The organism is Streptomyces sp. NPDC096012 (assembly GCF_040426375.1).
GTDB lineage: Bacteria > Actinomycetota > Actinomycetes > Streptomycetales > Streptomycetaceae > Streptomyces.
Map to the genome: position 1 here is coordinate 111,452 of NZ_JBEOTD010000004.1, position 19,811 is coordinate 131,262.

The 19,811-nt window shown below is 73.3% G+C and carries 19 protein-coding genes; 11 read left to right on the forward strand and 8 right to left on the reverse strand.

The features are described from left to right. Nucleotides 1–13: 13 nt before the first annotated feature. On the forward strand, nucleotides 14–841 hold the full coding sequence (locus tag ABVB68_RS06355; RefSeq protein ID WP_353599866.1) for a serine hydrolase domain-containing protein: 828 nt from the start codon (nucleotides 14–16) through the stop codon (nucleotides 839–841). A gap of 66 nt (nucleotides 842–907) precedes the next feature. On the opposite strand, the gene ABVB68_RS06360 is transcribed toward ABVB68_RS06355, so the two are convergent. Next, complete coding sequence (locus ABVB68_RS06360; protein WP_353600046.1) at nucleotides 908–1,561, reverse strand: pirin family protein; 654 nt, start codon at nucleotides 1,559–1,561, stop codon at nucleotides 908–910. Between the two features lie 152 nt (nucleotides 1,562–1,713). On the opposite strand from ABVB68_RS06360, the gene ABVB68_RS06365 reads away from it, so the two are divergent. From ABVB68_RS06365 to ABVB68_RS06385, 5 genes are all read left to right on the forward strand, one after another. Further along, a complete protein-coding gene (locus tag ABVB68_RS06365) occupies nucleotides 1,714–2,919 on the forward strand; it encodes a PucR family transcriptional regulator (protein ID WP_353599867.1) in 1,206 nt (401 codons plus the stop codon). 89 nt (nucleotides 2,920–3,008) lie between these two features. Next, a complete protein-coding gene (locus tag ABVB68_RS06370; protein WP_353599868.1) occupies nucleotides 3,009–3,935 on the forward strand; it encodes an ACP S-malonyltransferase in 927 nt (308 codons plus the stop codon). Between the two features lie 10 nt (nucleotides 3,936–3,945). Further along, a complete protein-coding gene (locus tag ABVB68_RS06375) occupies nucleotides 3,946–4,977 on the forward strand; it encodes a ketoacyl-ACP synthase III (protein ID WP_353599869.1) in 1,032 nt (343 codons plus the stop codon). 105 nt (nucleotides 4,978–5,082) lie between these two features. Next, nucleotides 5,083–5,331 carry an acyl carrier protein gene (locus ABVB68_RS06380; protein WP_353599870.1) on the forward strand — a complete coding sequence of 83 codons (249 nt, stop codon included), beginning with the start codon at nucleotides 5,083–5,085 and terminating at the stop codon, nucleotides 5,329–5,331. A gap of 85 nt (nucleotides 5,332–5,416) precedes the next feature. Continuing rightward, nucleotides 5,417–6,712, forward strand: a complete 1,296-nt coding sequence (locus ABVB68_RS06385; RefSeq protein WP_353599871.1) for a beta-ketoacyl-[acyl-carrier-protein] synthase family protein — start codon at nucleotides 5,417–5,419, stop codon at nucleotides 6,710–6,712. A 517-nt stretch (nucleotides 6,713–7,229) separates the two neighbouring features. On the opposite strand, the gene ABVB68_RS06390 is transcribed toward ABVB68_RS06385, so the two are convergent. Continuing rightward, a complete protein-coding gene (locus ABVB68_RS06390; RefSeq protein WP_353599872.1) occupies nucleotides 7,230–7,724 on the reverse strand; it encodes a DUF3145 domain-containing protein in 495 nt (164 codons plus the stop codon). Nucleotides 7,725–7,992: 268 nt separating this feature from the next. Here ABVB68_RS06390 and ABVB68_RS06395 point away from each other — a divergent pair, with 268 nt between their 5' ends. Both ABVB68_RS06395 and ABVB68_RS06400 read left to right on the forward strand, forming a co-directional pair. Continuing rightward, entirely contained in the window at nucleotides 7,993–8,883 is an 891-nt protein-coding gene (locus ABVB68_RS06395) for an SGNH/GDSL hydrolase family protein (protein ID WP_353599873.1), read from the forward strand. Between the two features lie 201 nt (nucleotides 8,884–9,084). After that, a complete protein-coding gene (locus ABVB68_RS06400) occupies nucleotides 9,085–10,065 on the forward strand; it encodes an aldose epimerase family protein (protein ID WP_353599874.1) in 981 nt (326 codons plus the stop codon). A gap of 150 nt (nucleotides 10,066–10,215) precedes the next feature. Here ABVB68_RS06400 and ABVB68_RS06405 read toward each other — a convergent pair whose 3' ends face one another. Then, entirely contained in the window at nucleotides 10,216–11,442 is a 1,227-nt protein-coding gene (locus tag ABVB68_RS06405; protein ID WP_353599875.1) for a tetratricopeptide repeat protein, read from the reverse strand. Between the two features lie 184 nt (nucleotides 11,443–11,626). Next, on the reverse strand, nucleotides 11,627–12,130 hold the full coding sequence (locus ABVB68_RS36865; protein ID WP_503006025.1) for a fibronectin type III-like domain-contianing protein: 504 nt from the start codon (nucleotides 12,128–12,130) through the stop codon (nucleotides 11,627–11,629). Nucleotides 12,131–12,335: 205 nt separating this feature from the next. Here ABVB68_RS36865 and ABVB68_RS06415 point away from each other — a divergent pair, with 205 nt between their 5' ends. Continuing rightward, the gene (locus tag ABVB68_RS06415; RefSeq protein WP_353599876.1) at nucleotides 12,336–13,637 is read left to right on the forward strand and encodes a pyroglutamyl-peptidase I; all 1,302 of its coding nucleotides are present in this window, start codon (nucleotides 12,336–12,338) and stop codon (nucleotides 13,635–13,637) included. Nucleotides 13,638–13,753: 116 nt separating this feature from the next. Here ABVB68_RS06415 and ABVB68_RS06420 read toward each other — a convergent pair whose 3' ends face one another. Next, the gene (locus ABVB68_RS06420; RefSeq protein WP_353599877.1) at nucleotides 13,754–14,566 is read right to left on the reverse strand and encodes an EI24 domain-containing protein; all 813 of its coding nucleotides are present in this window, start codon (nucleotides 14,564–14,566) and stop codon (nucleotides 13,754–13,756) included. A gap of 359 nt (nucleotides 14,567–14,925) precedes the next feature. Next, complete coding sequence (locus ABVB68_RS06425; protein ID WP_353599878.1) at nucleotides 14,926–15,363, reverse strand: MarR family winged helix-turn-helix transcriptional regulator; 438 nt, start codon at nucleotides 15,361–15,363, stop codon at nucleotides 14,926–14,928. Between the two features lie 91 nt (nucleotides 15,364–15,454). Here ABVB68_RS06425 and ABVB68_RS06430 point away from each other — a divergent pair, with 91 nt between their 5' ends. Continuing rightward, nucleotides 15,455–16,477 carry an NADP-dependent oxidoreductase gene (locus tag ABVB68_RS06430; RefSeq protein ID WP_353599879.1) on the forward strand — a complete coding sequence of 341 codons (1,023 nt, stop codon included), beginning with the start codon at nucleotides 15,455–15,457 and terminating at the stop codon, nucleotides 16,475–16,477. 99 nt (nucleotides 16,478–16,576) lie between these two features. Next, complete coding sequence (locus ABVB68_RS06435) at nucleotides 16,577–16,996, forward strand: organic hydroperoxide resistance protein (RefSeq protein WP_353599880.1); 420 nt, start codon at nucleotides 16,577–16,579, stop codon at nucleotides 16,994–16,996. Between the two features lie 87 nt (nucleotides 16,997–17,083). On the opposite strand, the gene ABVB68_RS06440 is transcribed toward ABVB68_RS06435, so the two are convergent. Beyond that, the gene (locus ABVB68_RS06440) at nucleotides 17,084–18,238 is read right to left on the reverse strand and encodes a serine hydrolase domain-containing protein (protein ID WP_353599882.1); all 1,155 of its coding nucleotides are present in this window, start codon (nucleotides 18,236–18,238) and stop codon (nucleotides 17,084–17,086) included. A 184-nt stretch (nucleotides 18,239–18,422) separates the two neighbouring features. Continuing rightward, the gene (locus tag ABVB68_RS06445; protein ID WP_503006026.1) at nucleotides 18,423–19,661 is read right to left on the reverse strand and encodes an SCO2400 family protein; all 1,239 of its coding nucleotides are present in this window, start codon (nucleotides 19,659–19,661) and stop codon (nucleotides 18,423–18,425) included. Nucleotides 19,662–19,811: the final 150 nt, after the last annotated feature.

Consider the following 19,811-nt stretch of genomic DNA (forward strand, 5'->3'; position numbering starts at 1 on the left):
TAGGCTCGGCCCCATGTCGTTGCAGAGCCTGGCGCTGATCGATAACTGGCCCGTCCCCACCGCCGCGGCGGGCGTCGTACGAGCCGACGGGACCGTCCTGGGGACGCACGGCCCCGTCGGGCACCGCTTCCCGCTCGCCTCGGTCACCAAGCCGCTGGCGGCCTACGCGGCGCTCGTCGCGTACGAGGAGGGTGCCGTCGAGCTGGACGAGCCGGCCGGTCCCGCCGGGTCCACGGTGCGCCATCTGCTCGCCCACACCTCGGGGCTGGCCTTCGACGAGCACCGGGTGACGGCCCCGCCCGGGGAGCGCCGGCTGTACTCCAACGCCGGGTTCGAGCAGCTCGGCGACCACATCGCCAAGGCGACGGACATCCCGTTCGCGGAGTACCTGCGCCAGGCGGTGCTGGAGCCGCTGGGGATGACCGCGACGTCGCTGGACGGCTCGCCGGCCAAGGACGGCGTCTCGACGGTGACGGACCTGCTGCGCTTCGCCGCCGAGGTGCAGGCGCCCCGGCTGCTGGACCCGCGCACGGTCGCGGAGGCGATGACCGTGCAGTACCCGGGGACCAAGGGCGTGCTGCCGGGGTACGGGCACCAGAACCCGAACGACTGGGGACTCGGCTTCGAGATCCGGGACGCCAAGTCGCCGCACTGGACCGGCACTTCGTCCTCCGCGCGCACCTTCGGGCACTTCGGGCAGTCCGGCACGTTCCTGTGGATCGACCCCGAAGCCGGGCTGGCCCAGGTCGCGCTGACGGACCGGGCGTTCGGGAACTGGGCGATCGAGGCGTGGCCGGTCCTCACCGACGCGGTGCTCCAGGAGTCCCGCGGCGCGCACTGAACACCGCCCGGCGGCCTGCGCACGCCGTCCAGGCCTGCGCACACCGTGCGGCGGTCGCCGCCGCGGTCACCGGGACAGCTCCCACAGCAGCAGCTCGGCGGCCGTGACCGCCTCCACCTCCAGGCCGCTCGCCCCGGTGATCCGTGCCGAGTCACCGGGGTGCAGCTCCTCGCCGGCCAGCCGCACCCGCCCGCGCACGACGTGCGCGTACACGTGGGCGGCGTCCGGTACGGCGGTGCGCTCCCCCGCCGCCGGGCGGCGCACGTGCAGCAGGGCGCCGGCCCCGGGGACGGCGTACGGCGTGGAGTCGGCGATGCCGGCGATCCGCTCGTAGGACGGGGTGCCGCCCGGGGTCAGCGGGGCCAGCCAGGTCTGGACGAAGGTCAGCGGGGTGCCGCCGTCGTTGCGTTCGACGTGCCGGACGCCGGCCGCCGCGCTGAGGTGCTGGAGGTCTCCGGGCCGGACGGTCGTCTCGTGGCCGGTGGAATCCCGGTGGGTCAGCTCGCCCTCCACCACCCAGGTCACGATCTCGGTGTGGCTGTGCGGGTGTTCGTCGAAGCCGGCACCGGGGGCGAGCCGCTCCTCGTTGCAGGCGATCACCGCTCCGAAGCGCAGGTTGTCCGGGTCGTAGTGCGGGCCGAAGGAGAAGGCGTGGCGGGAGTCGATGCCGCTCTCCCGGTCCCCTCCGCGATAGCGCTCACCGGCGCGCCGTACGTCCATCACGACGCCAACGGTAGCCCCCGGACCCACGGCCGACAGCACCCCCGGCACCGCCGGCGCGGTGCCGTCGCGCCCCGGCGACAGGGGGCGGCGGTGGCCGGGGGGTGACCCGGCGGCACAGGGGGACGGCCCGATAAGGCAGTCTTGTCCACGTGCCCGAACCCGAATCCCACAGCAGCGATCCCGCAGCGCACGGCGTCCACCAGCACTCCGCGACCCTGAAGCGGCTGGAGAAGTCCTCCGGCAGCCTCGCCGCCCAGGCCATCGCGCGCATGGACGAGACCCTGCCGTGGTACCGGGCCATGCCACCGGAGAACCGTTCCTGGATCGGGCTCGTGGCCCAGGCGGGCATCGCGGCCTTCACCGAGTGGTTCCGGCGCCCGGACGCCCCGCAGGCGATCTCCACGGACGTGTTCGGAACCGCGCCGCGCGAGCTGACCCGGGCCATCACGCTGCGGCAGACCGTGGAGATGGTGCGCACCACCATCGAGGTCATGGAGAGCGCCATCGACGAGGTGGCCGCGCCCGGCGACGAGCGCGTGCTCCGGGAGGCGCTGCTGGTGTACGCCCGGGAGATCGCCTTCGCCACCGCCCAGGTGTACGCGCAGGCCGCCGAGGCACGCGGTGCCTGGGACGCGCGGCTGGAGTCGCTGGTGGTGAACGCGGTGCTCAGCGGCGAGGCCGACGAGGGGGCGGTCAGCCGGGCCGCCGCGCTCGGCTGGAACTCGCCCGAGCACGTCTGCGTGGTGCTCGGGACCGCGCCCGAAGGGGACAGTGAACTGACCGTCGAGGCCATCCGGCGGGCCGCCCGGCACGCCAAGCTCCAGGTGCTGACCGGGGTGCTCGGGGCCCGGCTCGTGGTGATCGCCGGGGGCAGCGACAACCCGCTCGCCGTGGCCAGGTCGCTGATCGGGCCGTTCGCCGCCGGACCGGTCGTGGCCGGGCCCGTCGTACCGGATCTGCTGGCCGCCACGCGGTCCGCGCAGGCCGCCGCCGCGGGGCTGAAGGCGTGTTCCGCCTGGCAGGACGCGCCGCGGCCGGTCCTGGCGGACGATCTGCTGCCGGAGCGCGCCATGGCGGGCGATCCGGGCGCCCGGGAGCAGCTGGTGGAGGAGATCTACAGACCGCTGGAGGAAGCGGGCTCGGCACTGCTGGAAACATTGAGTGTCTACCTCGAGCAGGCGAGCAGCCTGGAAGGCGCGGCACGGATGCTCTTCGTTCACCCGAACACCGTGCGCTACCGGCTCCGACGTGTGACTGATGTCACCGGATGGTCGCCCTCCGATGTACGATCCGCCTTCACACTGCGGATCGCGCTCATCCTGGGGCGTCTGGCCGACGGCGAGGCTCAACCGTAGGGTTTTGTCGAGGGCCCACAAAAGCCCTCCCCGTTCTTCGTCCCTGTCCCCACGGGCGGCCGTGGCCGTCCCCAAGAGAGAGTGTGAGAGTGCTCGTACTCGTCGCTCCCGGCCAGGGCGCCCAGACGCCCGGCTTCCTGACTCCCTGGCTCGAACTGCCCGGTGCCGCGGACCGCGTGGCCGCGTGGTCGGACGCCATCGGCCTGGACCTCGCCCGCTACGGCACCGAGGCCGACGCCGACGCCATCCGGGACACCGCGGTGGCCCAGCCGCTGCTGGTCGCCGCCGGCATCCTGTCCGCCGCGGCACTCGGTGACATCTCCGACATCGGTCCCGGCGCGGTCGCCGGGCACAGCGTCGGCGAGATCACCGCCGCCGCCTTCGCCGGTGTCCTGGACGAGACCGCCGCCCTGCGCCTGGTCCGCAAGCGGGGTCTGGCCATGGCCGACGCCGCCGCGATCACCGCGACCGGCATGTCGGCGCTGCTCGGCGGCGACCCCGAGACGTCGGTAGCGCACCTGGAGAAGCTCGGCCTGACCCCGGCGAACATCAACGGTGCGGGCCAGATCGTCGCCGCCGGCACGCTGGAGCAGCTGGCCGCGCTGAACGAGGACAAGCCCGAGGGTGTCCGCAAGGTCGTCCCGCTGAAGGTCGCGGGCGCCTTCCACACCTCTCACATGGCGCCCGCCGTCGAGACGCTGGCCAAGGCCGCCGAGGAGCTGGCACCGGCCGACCCGAAGGTCACCTACGTCTCCAACAGGGACGGCCGGCCCGTCGCCACCGGCGCCGAAGTGCTGGAGCGCCTGGTCGGCCAGGTCGCCAACCCCGTGCGCTGGGATCTGTGCATGGAGACCTTCAAGGAGCTGGGCGTCACCGCGCTCGTCGAGGTGTGCCCCGGCGGCACCCTGACCGGCCTGGCCAAGCGGGCGCTTCCCGGAGTGCAGACGCTGGCCCTCAAGACCCCTGACGATCTCGACGCGGCCCGCGCGCTCATCTCCGAGCACGCAGGTGCCTAAGGAGCCGTACATGGCGAAGATCAGGCCCAGCAAGGGCGCCCCGTACGCGCGCATCCTCGGTGTCGGCGGTTACCGGCCGACCCGGGTGGTGCCCAACGAGGTGATCCTCGAGACGATCGACTCGTCCGACGAGTGGATCCGCTCGCGCTCCGGCATCGAGACCCGGCACTGGGCGGGACCCGAGGAGACGGTGGCCGCGATGGCCGTCGAGGCCTCCGGCAAGGCGATCGCGGACGCCGGCATCGACGCCGAGCAGATCGGTGCCGTGGTCGTCTCGACCGTCTCGCACTTCAGCCAGACCCCGGCCGTCGCCACCGAGATCGCCGACAAGCTGGGCACGAACAAGGCGGCCGCCTTCGACATCTCGGCCGGCTGCGCGGGCTTCGGCTACGGCCTGACCCTCGCCAAGGGCATGGTGGTGGAAGGTTCCGCCGAGTACGTGCTCGTCATCGGTGTGGAGCGGCTGAGCGACCTGACCGACCTGGAGGACCGGGCCACGGCCTTCCTGTTCGGCGACGGCGCCGGCGCGGTCGTGGTCGGACCCGCCCAGGAGCCGGCCATCGGCCCCACCGTGTGGGGTTCCGAGGGCGACAAGTCCGGGACGATCAAGCAGACCGTCCCGTGGGACCGCTTCCGGCTCGGCGACCTCGCCGAACTGCCCCTGGACAGCGCGGGGAACGTCAAGTTCCCCGCGATCACGCAGGAAGGCCAGGCGGTGTTCCGCTGGGCCGTGTTCGAGATGGCGAAGGTCGCCCAGCAGGCGCTGGACGCGGCCGGAATCACCGCGGACGAACTGGACGTCTTCATCCCGCACCAGGCCAACGTGCGGATCATCGACTCGATGGTGAAGACACTGAAGCTGCCGGAGCACGTCATGGTCGCCCGTGACATCCGCACCACCGGCAACACCTCGGCCGCCTCGATCCCGCTCGCGATGGAGCGGCTCCTGGCGACCGGGGAGGCGAAGAGTGGCGACACCGCGCTCGTCATCGGATTCGGGGCGGGTCTCGTCTACGCCGCCACGGTCGTTACCCTCCCCTAGGCACTCCGTGCCGGATCATGCGATCCGGTGCGGCAGCAGCACCGCCTGCCGCTCGCGCGGCGGGCGCCGTAAAACCGTCTGGATTATCGAGAAGGAGCGCCTCACATGGCCGCCACTCAGGAAGAGATCGTCGCCGGTCTCGCCGAGATCGTGAACGAGATCGCCGGGATCCCCACCGAGGACGTCCAGCTGGACAAGTCCTTCACCGACGACCTGGACGTCGACTCGCTGTCCATGGTCGAGGTCGTCGTCGCCGCCGAAGAGCGCTTCGACGTGAAGATCCCGGACGACGACGTCAAGAACCTCAAGACCGTCGGTGACGCCACCGACTACATCCTGAAGAACCAGGCCTGAGCCACCCCTTAGGCCCCAGGCTGCAAGGCCCCGCCACCCGGCGGTGGCGCCGTCGAATCCCGTATCCGTTGGAGAAAGAATTCCCGTGAGCCCGACCAATCGCACCGTGGTCGTCACCGGTATCGGCGCAACCACACCGCTGGGTGGCGACGCAGTTTCCACTTGGGAGGGTCTGATCGCCGGCAAGTCCGGCGTCAAGCCCCTGGAGCAGGACTGGGCGGCCGAGCAGGCCGTCCGTATCGCGGCCCCGGTCGCCGTGGAGCCTTCCGAGGTCATTCCGCGGCCGCAGGCCCGCAGGCTGGACCGCTCGGCGCAGTTCGCCCTGATCGCGGCTCAGGAGGCCTGGAGGGACGCGGGCTTCACCGGCAAGGCCGGCGAGGCGGCGGCCGACGGCTCCGCACCGGGCGCCAGTGTCGACCCGGACCGGCTGGGTGCCGTCATCGCCTCCGGCATCGGTGGCGTCACGACGCTGCTCGACCAGTACGACGTGCTCAAGGAGAAGGGCGTACGCCGCGTCTCCCCGCACACCGTCCCCATGCTGATGCCCAACGGCCCGTCGGCCAACGTGGGCCTGCTCGTGGGCGCCCGGGCGGGCGTGCACACGCCGGTCTCCGCGTGCGCCTCGGGCGCCGAGGCCATCGGCTACGCCATCGAGATGATCCGTACCGGTCGCGCCGACGTCGTCGTCGCCGGCGGTACCGAGGCGGCCATCCACCCGCTGCCGATCGCCGCGTTCGGCAACATGATGGCGATGTCCAAGAACAACGACGACCCGCAGGGCGCCTCGCGTCCCTACGACGTCGACCGCGACGGCTTCGTCCTCGGCGAGGGCGCCGGAGTGCTCGTCCTGGAGTCCGCGGAGCACGCCGCCAAGCGCGGTGCCCGCGTCTACGCGGAGGCCGTCGGGCAGGGCATCTCCGCCGACAGCCACGACATCGTGCAGCCGGAGCCCGAGGGCCGCGGCATCTCGCACGCGCTGCAGAACCTGCTGGACAACACCGGCCTGAACCCGGCCGAGATCGTCCACGTCAACGCGCACGCCACCTCGACGCCGGCCGGTGACGTCGCCGAGCTGAAGGCGCTGCGGAAGGTGCTGGGCGACGACGCCGACCACATCGCGGTGTCCGCGACCAAGTCCATGACGGGGCATCTGCTCGGTGGCGCGGGCGGTGTGGAGTCGGTGGCGACCGTGCTCGCGCTGTACCACCGGGTGGCGCCGCCGACCATCAACATCGAGAACCTCGACCCCGAGGCCGAGGCGAATGCGGACGTGGTCCGCGACGAGGCGCGCAAGCTGCCGGTCGAGGGCCGGATCGCCGCGCTGAACGACTCGTTCGGCTTCGGCGGGCACAACGTGGTCCTGGCGTTCAGGACCGTCTGAGTGCGGATGCGCTGACGGCCCGGTCTCCTTGGCGGAGACCGGGCCGTCGCCGTTTTCTGGGGTTGGCCGCTGCCGGTGCGGGGCGCTTGTGGCCGGGTGCGGGTGCGCTGCGGCGGGTGGCCGCCGGTGCGGGGCGCTTGTGGCCGGTCGCCGCCGAGTGCGGGTCCGTTGTGGCCGGTCGCCGCCGGGTGCGGGTGCGCTGTGGCGGATGGCTGCCGGTGCGGGTCGCTTGTGGCCGGTCGCCGCCGAGTGCGGGTGCGTTGTGGCCGGTCGCCGCCGGGTGCGGGTGCGCTGTGGCGGATGGCTGCCGGGTGCGGGTGCGTTGTGGCCGGTCGCGCCGTTCCCCGCGCCCCTGTCGGGGCCGCTGTCCCGCCCCCGCTGTCGCGTCGTTCCCTACGCCCCTGTAGGGGCCGCTGTCCCGCCTCTGTCGCGCCGTTCCCCGCTGTCGGGGCCGCTGTGTCCCGCTCCCTCTGGCGCGCGGTTGCCCTTGCTCCTTGAGGGCGCTGGGGGCCGGGAGTCAGACCACCTGGTGGAGCCAGCGGACCGGGGCGCCCTCGCCCGCGTACCTGAACGGTTCCAGTTCGTCGTCCCAGGGCTTGCCGAGGAGCTTGGCGATCTCCGCCTCCAGGTCCGTCTCGCCGCCCTGAGAGCGCGTCAGGGCCGCGCGGAGCCGGTCCTCGGGGATGAGGATGTCGCCGTGGATGCCGGTGACGGCGTGGAAGATGCCGAGGTCGGGGGTGCAGCTGTAGCGCTCGCCCTCGGCCGTCGGACAGGGTTCGGCGGTGACCTCGAAGCGCAGCAGGTGCCAGCCGCGCAGCGCCGAGGCGAGTTTGGAGGCCGTACCGGCCTCGCCCTGCCAGGAGAACTCCGAGCGCCAGGTGCCGGGGGCCGCGGGCTGCCGGATCCAGTCGAGGCTGACGCGCGTGCCGAGCACCCCTGCGACGGCCCACTCGACGTGCGGGCACAGCGCGCGCGGCGCGGAGTGCACGTACAGAACTCCACGTGTCGTCACCGGGACCTCCGGACAGAGCGGGACATCTTGCGGACTGGCCGGGTGGCAGTACCACGACGACCACCCTGATGGCGAGGCTACCCTGCGGCGGGGCAAGGAGTGTGACGTACCGTCGGTCCCGGCGCCAGGAAACCCCCGCCATTCACCCAGGGGGACGCTTGTACGGGGGTCAGCCGTTCCGCCGGACCCGGCCGGGAACCCTCGCGCGTTGTTATGTGGGGGGAGCGCCGAGGAAGCACCGGAGCCACGACGAGGGGATCACCAGGGGATGCGGAAGCGAAGCCGCCGTACACGGACGCTGCCGGCCGTCGTGGCGGCCGCCGTGCTGGGCCTCGCCGGATGCGACGCCGGCGGGGGTCCGCCCGCGCCGGAGGCGAGCAGGGCGCGGGCCGCGAAGCCCGCCCCGGTGTGGGACCGCAGCCCGGACTCGATCGCCGCGGTCGGCGACTCCATCACGCGCGGCTTCGACGCGTGCGCGGTGCTGTCGGACTGCCCCGAGGTGTCGTGGGCGACGGGCAGCGACTCCGAGGTGGACAGCCTGGCGGTGCGGCTGCTGGGGGTGACCGGCGCGGCGGAGCGCAGCTGGAACTACGCGGTGACCGGCGCCCGGATGGCCGATCTGCCGGAGCAGATGGCCCAGGCGGCCGTGCGCGGCCCGGATCTGGTGACGGTGATGGTCGGGGCGAACGACGCCTGCCGGCGGTCGGTGTCGGCGATGACGTCGGTCGCCGACTTCCGCGCGGACTTCGAGGAGGCGCTGGCCACGCTGCGTTCCTCGCTGCCCAGGACGCAGGTGTACGTGGCGAGCGTGCCGAACCTCAAACGGCTGTGGTCCGAGGGCCGGTCGAACGCGCTGGGCAAGGAGGTGTGGAAGCTGGGCATCTGCCCGTCGATGCTGGGCGAGGCGGACGACCTGACCAGCGCGGCCACCGCGCGCCGGGACCGGGTGCAGCAGCGGGTGGTGGAGTACAACAAGGTGCTGAAGGAGGTCTGCGCCAAGGACCGCCGCTGCCGCTTCGACGGCAACGCGGTCTACGACTACGACTTCGGCACCGATCAGCTCAGCCACTGGGACTGGTTCCACCCGAGCCGGGACGGCCAGGCCCGGCTCGCGTCGATCGCGTACCGGACGATCACCGCACCGGACCCGGTTGCCTAGGTCCTGTCTGACCATTCGCGTCGTCGCCCGAAGGGCGGCCGCGCGGCGTCAGGTGCGTGCTCTCGGCGTGCCGGCCCCAGGCCCTCGTACTGGACGTACTCGGGTCTGGGGCCGGTGCGGCGAGAGTGCGTGCATGGCGTCGCGCGGCAGACGCGAATGGTCGGACAGGGCCTAGGGTGCCGATCGCCTAGGGTTTTCCACATGAGCGAACTTTTCGGCACACTTTCCGACGGCACCGAGGTCCACCGCTGGGCGCTGGAACGCGCGGGGACCCGGGTGGAGGTCTTGACCTACGGCGGGATCGTGCGGTCGGTGGAGGTCCCGGACCGGGCGGGGCGCAGGGCGAACGTGGTGCTGGGGTTCGCCGGTCTGGACGGCTATCTCGCGCATCCCGAGCCGCACTTCGGCGCCCTGATCGGCCGGTACGCCAACCGGATCGCGGGCGCCCGCTTCACCCTGGACGACCGGGTCTACGCGCTGGAGCCGAACGACGGGCACAACTCCCTGCACGGCGGCACCCGCGGCTTCGGCAACCGGGTGTGGGCGGCCGAGCCGATCGAGCACGGGGTGCGGCTGAGCCGGGTGAGCGCGCACGGCGAGGAGGGCTTCCCGGGGCGGCTGGAGGTGTCGGCGGAGTACACGCTGGACGCGTCGGGCGCGCTGCGGATCGCCTACGAGGCGGTGACGGACGCCCCGACGGTGGTCAACCTGACCAATCACAGCTACTTCAACCTCGCCGGCCATGACGCGGGCCAGGCCGGTGGGCACGAACTGCGGCTCGCCGCGTCCCGCTTCACCCCGGTCGACGCGGACCTGATCCCGACCGGGTCGCTGGAGGACGTGTCCGGCTCGCGCTTCGACTTCCGCGAGGCCCGCAAGGTCGGCTCGGGCTACGACCACAACTTCGTGCTGGACAAGGGGGTCACCGAGATGCCGCAGGAGGTGGCCGAGCTGCACGAGCCGGCGTCCGGGCGGACCCTGACCGTGGCGACGACCGAGCCGGGCGTGCAGCTCTACACGGCCGACCACCTCTCGGCCCCCTTCGCCCCGGGCGACGGCATCGCCCTGGAGACCCAGCACTTCCCCGACTCCCCCAACCGGCCGCGGTTCCCCCGCACGGAACTGCGGCCGGGCGAGACGTACCGCTCTCAGACGGTGTACGGCTTCGGCGTCCGCGACTGAGCGGGTACGGCTGCGGCGGCACGGCCACGGCGGCGGGAGCCGGGGCCGTACGGCTGCAGCGGCCGGAGCCGGGGCCGTACGGCTGCGGCCGCCGGAGCCGGGGCTGTACGGCCGCGGCCGCCGGCGCCGTTGCCGGGGCGCTGTCCCGGCCTACTGCGGGTCGTCGGAGAGCACGGGCTCCAGGAGCTTGCGGCGCCGTCCCCAGCGCTTGTTCTCCGCGGGGTTGTCCGCCTGTGCCGCCGGCGCGTCGTCCGCGGGTACGAGCGTGACGACCTCCGGGTGCGCGGTGAACTCCGACGACGACTGGGCGGCGCAGGCCGTGGGGACGGGGACGTCCACGACGAGCGGCACCAGCCGCTCGCTGTGACCCCTGCCGTCGCCCCTGGCGTCGGGCTGGACCTTGGGCTCGCCCGGGTTCCGGCCCTTGCGCACCCGCCACAGGCCCCGGGACTGCAGAGCGGTGCCGAGGTTGTTCAGGACCCGGCCCTCGTCGTCGCCGAGTTCGGTGAAGCGGGCGGCGGCCTGCTGGTGGGCGTCGATGGCCTCGTCGAACCGGCGTACCTGCTGCAACGCCATGCCCAGGTTGTTCAGGGCGCGTCCTTCGCCCTCGCCGTCACCGAGTTCCGTGAAGCGGGCGGCGGCCTGCTGATGCGCCTCGATGGCCTCGTCGAAACGGCGCACCTGCTGCAACGCCGTACCCAGATTGTTCAGCGCCCGGCCCTCACCGTCATGGTCACCCAGCTCCGCGAACCGCACGGAGGCCTGCTGGTGCGCCTCGATCGCCTCGTCGAAACGGCGCACCTGCTGCAACGCCGTACCCAGATTGTTCAGCGCCCGGCCCTCACCGTCATGGTCACCCAGCTCCGCGAACCGGGCGGAGGCCTGCTGGTGGGCGTCGATGGCCTCGTCGAACCGGCGCACCTGCTGCAACGCGGTGCCCAGATTGTTCAGCGCCTGAGCCTCGCGGTGCCGGTCCCCCAGCTCCGCGAAACAGCAGGCGGCCTGCTGGTGCGCCTCGATCGCCTCGCCGAACCGGCGCACCTGCTGCAACGCAGTACCCAGATTGTTCAGCGCCTGACCCTCGCGGTGCCGGTCCCCCAGCTCCGCGAAACAGCAGGCGGCCTGCTGGTGCGCCTCGATCGCCTCGTCGAACCGCTGGACCTGCTGCAGCGCCGTGCCCAGGTTGTTCAGCGCCTGGCCTTCGCCATGGTGCTCCGCCAGCTCGCGGCAGGTGACGAGGTCCTGCTGGTGGGCCGCGATGGCGTCGTCGAACCGCTGGACCTGCTGAAGGGCGACCCCGAGGCTGTTCAGTGCCCGGCTCTCGCCATGACGCTCACCCAGCTCGCGGCAAATTATCAGATCCTGCTGATAGCTCATGGTGTTCTCCTGGGGGTAGCGCCGTCCGTGACGACATCCCCAGCAATCCGCCGGACGGGCGGCCCCGCAACCGGTCCGGCACGGCCGGCACCCAACCGAATGGCACATTCGCCTGTCTGGCGGACCCGCGCGGGCACGGCGGGCTCCCTCGCCCCCGGGGAGGCCGTGAGCCCCGGTCCAGGGGTCAGGTCCCGGACCGGGGCTGCTCGGGGGGACTTGTCCCGGATCCGACGTTAATCGGCGCGGTGAGCCCGCGGTCGGCGATCGAGCGTCCGGCGGCGATCTCGTACGAACCCTTCACACACGCCCACGTCTTCGCCGTCCCGTCCCGGACCCCGAAAGCGCGGCGCGCGAGCTGGACGGTGACCTCCACGCTCTCGCCGGAGCCGGCCCGGGCGGACGCGAAGCAGGCCCGCCGTACGCCGGGCGTTCGCCGGGGCGGACTCGGCAGACACGAAACAGGCCGGCCTACGCGCCGGGCGTTCGCCGGGCCGGACTCGGCGGACGCGAAGCAGGCCTGCCGTACGCCGGGCGTTCGCCGGGGCCCGCCTCGGCGGACACGAAACAGGACGGCCTGCACGTCGGGCGTTCGCCGGAGCCGGACTCGGCGGACACGAAACAAGCCGACCTGCACGCCAAGCGTTCGCCGGAGCCGGACTCTGCGGACACGAAACAGGACGGCCTGCACGCCGGGCGCCCGGTGCCGGTCCGGCCCGGAGCGCGTCGGACAACCAGGTTGTGCACGGCGGAGCGGTCGGTTGCTGCGGCCGCGGGACGAGCCAGGCCGGCCGAGGGGCCGCCGGGTGCACCATGGCGCCGGCAGCCTGCGTCACGCGATACTGCCGCCGTCCACCGCACCACGCGCCCCACAGCGACGGAAGGACCCACCCACCTTGACACCCCTACGCACCGGGCTGGGCGTTCTCGCCCTGGCCCTGCTGGCCGGCCTGTCCGCCCCCGCCGCCACGGCCTCCGCCACTCCGGGGGCCACGGCGGCCTCCTCCCCCACCGTCGAGGAACAGCGCCTCGGCGGTGCCGTACCGCGGGAGATCCTGCGCCGCTCCGGATTCGACGGCGTCGCACCGGAGTTCGGCCGCGAACTGGCACACGCGCACTCCTACGCGCAGGCCCGGCACCTCGTCGACCGGGAGGGATCCACGCTGTGGCGGCGGGCCGTGGACCGGGCACAGGGAAGGGGCCCGGCGGGCGGTGACCTGAGCCGGGACGACGACCGGCCGCTGTACTGGGCCCGGCTGGGGATGACGCGTGAGGTGCGCACCTGGGAACCGGCGTTCGGCCTCGGTGACCGGCAGCGGGCCGCGCTCTTGGACCGGCTGGAGCGGACCTCGCGGGGGCAGACCGACATCCGCTACCCGGCGAAGGGACACCCGAGGCGGGTCCTGGTCACCGGGTTCGACCCGTTCACCCTGGACCGGGACATCCGCATATCCAACCCGTCCGGGGCCAGTGCGCTCGCGCTCGACGGCACGGTGATCCGGACGGCCCGGGGCCCGGCGCGCATCGAGACGGCGGTGTTCCCGGTGCGCTGGCAGGACTTCGCGGACGGCGCGGTGGAGCGGGCGCTGCGGCCGCACCTGCCGGAGACCGACCTCTTCACGACCGTGAGCCAGGGCCGCGTCGGCCGGTTCGACATCGAGCGCACCAACGGTGCCTGGCGGGGCGGCTTCCCGGACAACGACGGCGTCTCCCGGACGGAGACCGTGCCGGTCGCCGACCCGGCCGCACAGCCCCAGTGGACGACGACGACCCTGCCGTACGCCGCCGTGGTGGCCGCGCACACGGGGCGCTTCCCGGTCTACGACCACACCGAGGTGACCGAGATACCCGCGGGCGGCTCCTCCCCCGTCGTGCGGCCGGACGGCCCGACGCCCGGCTCGACGGCCCGGGCCGGAGGCGGCGGCGACTACCTCTCCAACGAGATCGCCTACCGGGCCACGCTGCTGCGGGACCGCCTCGGCCTGCACGACACCCTGCCCGGCGGGCATCTGCACACGCCCGTGCTGCAGTTCGGCGCCGGGAACACGGACCCGGCGACGGGGACCGTGACCGATCCCGGGTTCGTACGCAACCGGCTGGACATCATCGACCAGGTGCGGTCGATCGTGACCGTGGCGGCCGGCGCGCCGGACACGCGCGCCGCGGACCCCGCCGGGAGGCGGCGGACGCACGGCTGACCACGGCGGGAGGCCGCGGCGCACGGCTGACCACGGCGGGAGGCCGCGGCGCACGGCTGAGCACGGCGGGAGGCTGCGGGAGCACGGCTGAGCACGGCGGGAGGCGCGTGTCCGGGTCAGCGGGTGGCGTCCTCCGTGCCGGGCACCGTGCCGGGCGCGGCGGGCGCGGGCTCGCCGTCGGCGTTCTCCTCGCCCAGCAGGTCGCGGGCGAGGAGCGTGGCGCCCGCGACCGCGCCCGGCATCAGGAACACCGCGACGAACGGCACCAGGAAGGCCAGGCCCAGAGGCGTTCCAAAGCCCCAGACCAGGCTCTTGCGGGAGCGGAGCAGGGCGAGCCGGGCGCGCAGCTCCACGCCCCGGCGCTGCAGGGCGACGCCGGCCAGTTCCTCGGTGAGGAAGAAGCCGGTGACGAGGAAGCCGAGCACGGGTACGACGGTCTGCCCGACGAACGGCAGGAATCCGAGGGCGAACAGCAGCACGCCCCACAGAGCGGCCCGAAGCAGGACGCGCAGGCTGTCGCGGGCCGAGATCCACAGTTCGCGCCAGAGCGGCAGCCCGGACCGCGGGGCGCTGCCGTCGGGCGAGACGTCGGCGTCGACGCGTTCCGAGAGGTTCTCGTAGAAGGGCTGGCCGATCAGCAGGGTGACGGCGGTGAAGGTGAGCACCGCCAGGAGCAGCCCGAGGGCGAACAGGACGGCCGTCAGGAAACCGCGGAACAGCCCCTGCCAGGGGCTGGACCAGTCGTCGGCGAACGGGGTGGACCAGGCGACCGCGTCGTCGCCCCACACGGCGAGCGCGACCAGCGCCGCCGCGTAGAGGACCAGCGTGATCAGGCCGGGCAGCAGGCCCAGGCCGTAACTGCGGCCGTGCCGGGAGACCCAGCGCTGGCCCTTCAGCAGATAACCGAACCCCACCCCGAGATCGCGCATGACGCAGACTTTACCCAAGGGCGGTTCCACGACCGCGGGCACCGACGGCCTCGGCGGCGCGGCCGCAGTCGCCGAGCCGGAGCCGCAGGTGCGGGCGCGGTCGCGGGCGCCGAGCCGAAGCCGCGGTCGCGACGGCCGGGCCACAGCCAAGGCGGTCGCGGTGGCCCGGCGGCCCGGAGCCGCAGGTGCGGCCGCGGTCGCGCTGGCCGGGCCGACCGGAGCCAGAGGTGCGGGCGCGGGCGCCGAGCCGCGGGTGCGGGTGCGGGCGCCGAGCCGCGGGTGCGGGTGCGGGCGCCGAGCCGCGGGTGCGGGTGCGGGCGCCGAGCCGCGGGTGCGGGTGCGGGCGCCGAGCCGGAGGCTCAGACGCCGAGCATCCGGCGCAGCAGGTCGCGCAGGGAGCGCCGCTCGTCCACGGAGAGCCCGGCGAGGGGCTCACGGGCGAAGTGCAGGCCCTCGCGCAGGTCCCGGGCGACCCGCAGGCCCTCCTCGGTGGCGGCGGCCACCTTCACCCGGCGGTCGGCCGGGTCGGGGCGGCGCTCCACCAGGCCGCGGGTCTCCAGGCGGTCCACTATCCCTGTGACGTTCGAGGGCTCGCACTTGAGCTTGTGGGCCAGCTTGCGCATCGGCAGCGGCTCCAGCGAGAGCAGGCTGAGGAGCCGGGCCTGCGGGCCGGTCAGCGTGTGCTCGCCCGCCGCCTTCTCGTAGTCCGCGTAGAAACGGGCCACGACGTCACCGATCAGCTCGACGACCTCCATGGTGAGGGCGTCGGCGGGGTGTGGCTTCGATGGGGTGGACATACTCACCAGAATACCCGGTTACTTGACATCCTGAAATATTCAGGTGCAGGGTTGTTTCAGGTACTGAAATATCTGAGGAAGGCCACGCACCATGTCCGAGTCCCCCGCACTCCCCTCCGTAAGCCGCGAGTGGCACCTGCGCAGCCGTCCGGTCGGCTGGCCGAAGCCCGAGGACTTCGCCCTGGTCGAGGCGCCGGTCCCGACCCCGGGCGAGGGTCAGATCCTGGTCCGTAACACCTACCTCTCCGTCGACCCCTACATGCGCGGGAGGATGTCGGCCGCGAAGTCGTACGCCGAGCCGTTCGAGCTGGGCAAGGTCATGCAGGGCGGCGCGGTCGGCGAGGTCGTCGCCTCCAACGCCGAGGGCATCGCGGTCGGCGACCACGTGCTGCACTTCTTCGGCTGGCGCGAGTACGCGGCCCTGGACGCGAAGCACGCCGTCAAGGTCGACCCGCAGGCCGCGCCGGAGTCCACGTACCTCGGCGTGCTCGGCATGACCGGTCTGACCGCCTACGCCGGACTGCTGCGCACCGCCTCCTTCAAGGAGGGCGACGTCGTCTTCGTCTCCGGCGCCGCGGGTGCCGTGGGCAGCCAGGTCGGGCAGCTCGCCAAGCTCAAGGGCGCCTCGCGGGTCATCGGCTCGGCCGGTTCCGACGAGAAGGTCAAGCTGCTGGTGGACGAGTACGGCTTCGACGCCGCGTTCAACTACAAGAACGGCGCGGTGAGCGAGCAGCTGCGGGAGGCGGCGCCCGACGGCATCGACGTCTACTTCGACAACGTCGGAGGCGACCACCTGGAGGCCGCCATCGGCTCGCTCAACCAGGGCGGCCGGATCGCCGTCTGCGGCATGATCTCGGTCTACAACGACACCGAGCCCGCCCCCGGCCCGCGCAACCTGGCGCGCCTGATCCAGACCCGCGGCCGCATCGAGGGCTTCCTGGTCGGCGACCACTACGACCTGCAGCCCCAGTTCGTCCAGGAGGTCGGCCCCTGGGTCGCCTCGGGCGCGCTGAAGTACCGCGAGACGGTCGTCGAGGGCATCGAGAACAACGTGGAGGCGTTCCTCGGGGTCCTGCGCGGCGACAACACCGGCAAGATGATCGTCAAGCTCTGAGCCTCTGGCCTTGACTTTCCGGCATGCGGTAGCTTCTTTCCGAAATCCGCCGTCGATCGTGGGCGCGAGTCGCGGCGGACCGAGGAAGAGGACAACCGCATGCCCATTCAGCAGTCCGACGTCCTGTACACCGCCGTCGCCACCGCCGAGAACGGCCGCGACGGCCGCGTCGCCACCGACGACGGCACGCTCGACGTCGTCGTGAACCCGCCGAAGGAGATGGGCGGCAGCGGCGCCGGAACCAACCCGGAGCAGCTGTTCGCCGCCGGCTACAGCGCCTGCTTCCAGGGCGCGCTCGCCGTGGTCGCCCGGCAGGAGGGCGCCGACGTCTCCGGCTCGACCGTCACCGCGAAGGTCGGCATCGGCAGGAACGAGGACGGTTTCGGGATCATCGTGGAGATCTCGGCGGACATTCCCGGTGTCGACCGGGCCGCCGCGCGGGCGCTGGTGGACAAGGCCCACCAGGTCTGCCCGTACTCGAAGGCGACACGCGGCAACATCACCGTGACGCTGGTCTGAGGTCGGTCGTTGCGTACAACGGCAGCCGCATCCCTGGACGTGGGATGCGGCTGCTGTGCGTGCGCGTGGCGACGTGACAGGGCGAGGTCACTTCACCGCCGCGCGGTGCAGGGCCGCCGCCAGCCTGTTGTTCTCCGGGGCCGCGCCGCCCGGGAACGCGAAGCGGCGGCGGGTGTAGCCGTAGGCGAGGCCGCTGCGCGGGTCGGCGAACGCCTGCACGCCGTTCACGCCGCTGTGCCCGAACGCGCCGGCGCCGAGGAACGGGTGCCAGGTGTCGGCGGTCGCCTGGAAGCCCAGGCCGAAGGACTTGTGGGCGCGACCCACCAGGTCGTGGCCGACGGAGTGGATCTGCCCGAACTCCGCGACCGTGTCCTCCTTGAGCAGCGGGGCCTTGCCGTCGACCTCGCTGATGGCCGCCGCGTACATCCCCGCCAGGCCGCGCGCGGAGGCGACCCCGCCGACGGACGCGGGACCCCGGGCGCGGATCAGCCGCTCGTTGGCCAGGCCCTCCAGATCGGTAGGCTCCGCGCCGTGCCGGTTGAAGGCGATCGCGGCCAGGGTGTGCGGGCCGGTCGGCAGCTCGTCGAGGAGCGCCTGCTGCGCGGGGGTCGGCAGCATCGGCCGGACGGTGCGGAAGCGCGGCTCCAGGTCGGCCGGCAGGCCCAGGTGGAAGCCGAGTCCGTAGGGCGCGCGGATCCGCTCCTCGTACAGCTCCTGCAGGGTACGGCCGGTCGCCCGCCGCACCACCTCGCCGGTCAGCGCGCCGATGACCAGGGCGTGGTAGCCGAAGGCCAGGCCGGGGCGCCAGAACGGCCGCTGGTCGGCGAGGCGTTCGGCGATCGACCGGTCGTCGGCCAGTTCCTCGAGGGTGAAGCCGGTGTCGGTGCCGATCAGACCCGCGCGGTGCGCCAGCAGCTCCCGCAGGGTCAGCGCGCCCTTGCCCTCGGCGGCGAACTCCGGCCAGTAGTAGGTGACCTTCCGGTCCAGCTCCAGCGTGCCGTCCTGCACGAGCATCGCCGCGACCAGGTGGGCCGCACCCTTCGTGGCCGAGTACACGCCGTAGAGCGAGTCGCCCGCCGCACCCTCGCCCGCCCACAGGTCCGCGACCCGGCGGCCGTGGACGTAGGCGCACAACTGGCCCTCGTAGTCGTCCCGTTCCGCGGCGACGAAGGCGGCGAACTCCTCGCGCACCGCCTCGAAGCCCTCGGCGACCGTGCCGTGGACGGTGATCTCCCGCGTCATCCGCTCTCCTCAACCGATCCGCTGCTCGCTGCTCCCCCTCGGTACGGCACCCGTCCCCGCTTCGAGCCTTCCCGAGATCGGTACGGCGGGACGCACCCGTTCGACTCAACCGTCACGAGGGCCCGAGGGTGTCGGCGATGCCCCGGATGGCGCAGGGGACGGCGCGGGAGACCCGGCGGCACGGTCAGGTGCACCACCACAGGAAGCGGTTGCAGGTCCTGGTGGGCGAGGGTTTCGGGGCGGGCTCGGAGACGGTGGCGGTCGGGGTCGGAGCGGGGGCCGGATCGCTCGTGCCCGGGGAGGCGGGGGCGGTGGCGGTCGCACCGGCGCCCGAGCTGGCCGGCGCCTGCGGCCGGCCGGTGTCCTCCGCGGACGGGGAGGCGGAGTCCTTCGCCCCGGGGGACCCGGAGGCGGACGCGGAGGCGGACGCGGAGGCGTCCGGCGAGGCGGAGGCACCGCGCGAGGCGCCGTCGGCGCCGTTCGCACCCTCGAGCGGGGCGGCCGTACGGCCCGGTGCCGCGGGGGACGAACCGCCGTTCGCCGCGGTGTCGCCGGACGCGGCCGGCGGATCGCTGGAGAAGGGCGAGAAGGGCGCGTCCTTGCCCAGTTCGGCGAGGCTGAGGCCGCCCGTGGCCAGCACGAAGCCCGCGGCGACCAGCAGGGCACGGCGACGGCGCCGCCGGTGCGCGGCGGCCTTGCGGTCACGCCTGCTGGAGTCGGCGTCGGCGGGGCCCACGGTGACGTCGTCGAGCGCCGCGACGGTGTCGCGCGCCCTGCGGTCGGGTCTGCCGGAGCCGGTCTCGGCGGGGCCCGCGGTGTCGCGCGCCTTGCGCCGGGCCGCCCGGCCACCGCCCTCGTGCCCGCCGTCCCGCGGCTCCGGCTCCGCCGCGTCCTCCGCCCCGGCCGCGTGCTCCGGTTCCTCGGTGGCCGCGGGCTCCTCCGGCTCCCAGGACGCCCGGGGCCCGTTCGGCTCATGCTCCGGAAGGGCGCCGTACTGCTGGGTGCCGCCGTACTCCGGGGTGCCGCCGTAGCCCTGAGCGACGTCGTACCCCTGAGCGGCGGCATGGTGGCCCTGAGCGGCGTGGTGCCCCTGCGCGGTGTCGTACCCCTGCGCGGCCTCGTACCCCTGGGCGGCGTGGTGCCCCTGCACGGTGTCGTACCCCTGCGCGGCCTCGTACCCCTGGGCGGCGTGGTGCCCCTGCGCGGTGCCGTACCCCTGGGCGGCCTCGTACCCCTGGGCGGTGTCGTAGCCCTGGGCGGCGTGGTGCCCCTGCGCGGGACCCTGTCCGCCGTAGGTCTCGCCGGCGCTCGCGTAGGCGGGCGGTGCCGGTGCGGGCACGACCGGCCCTGGGGCCGGTGCGCCGCAGCCCGGGCAGGCGAGGGCGCCGTTGAGGTGCCGTCGGCACGGGTGGCAGAAGTCCATGACGCGGGAAGACTAAGGTCCGCGCCGGTCACGTTCCTAGGCAGCCCTGTGAAGGTTTGGTGGGGGAGCGCAATATTTCCCACAAGCCGCCCCGAAACCGTTACCCGCCCGACCCATTGACACCCTCACCGCCCCCTCCTTACTGTCACG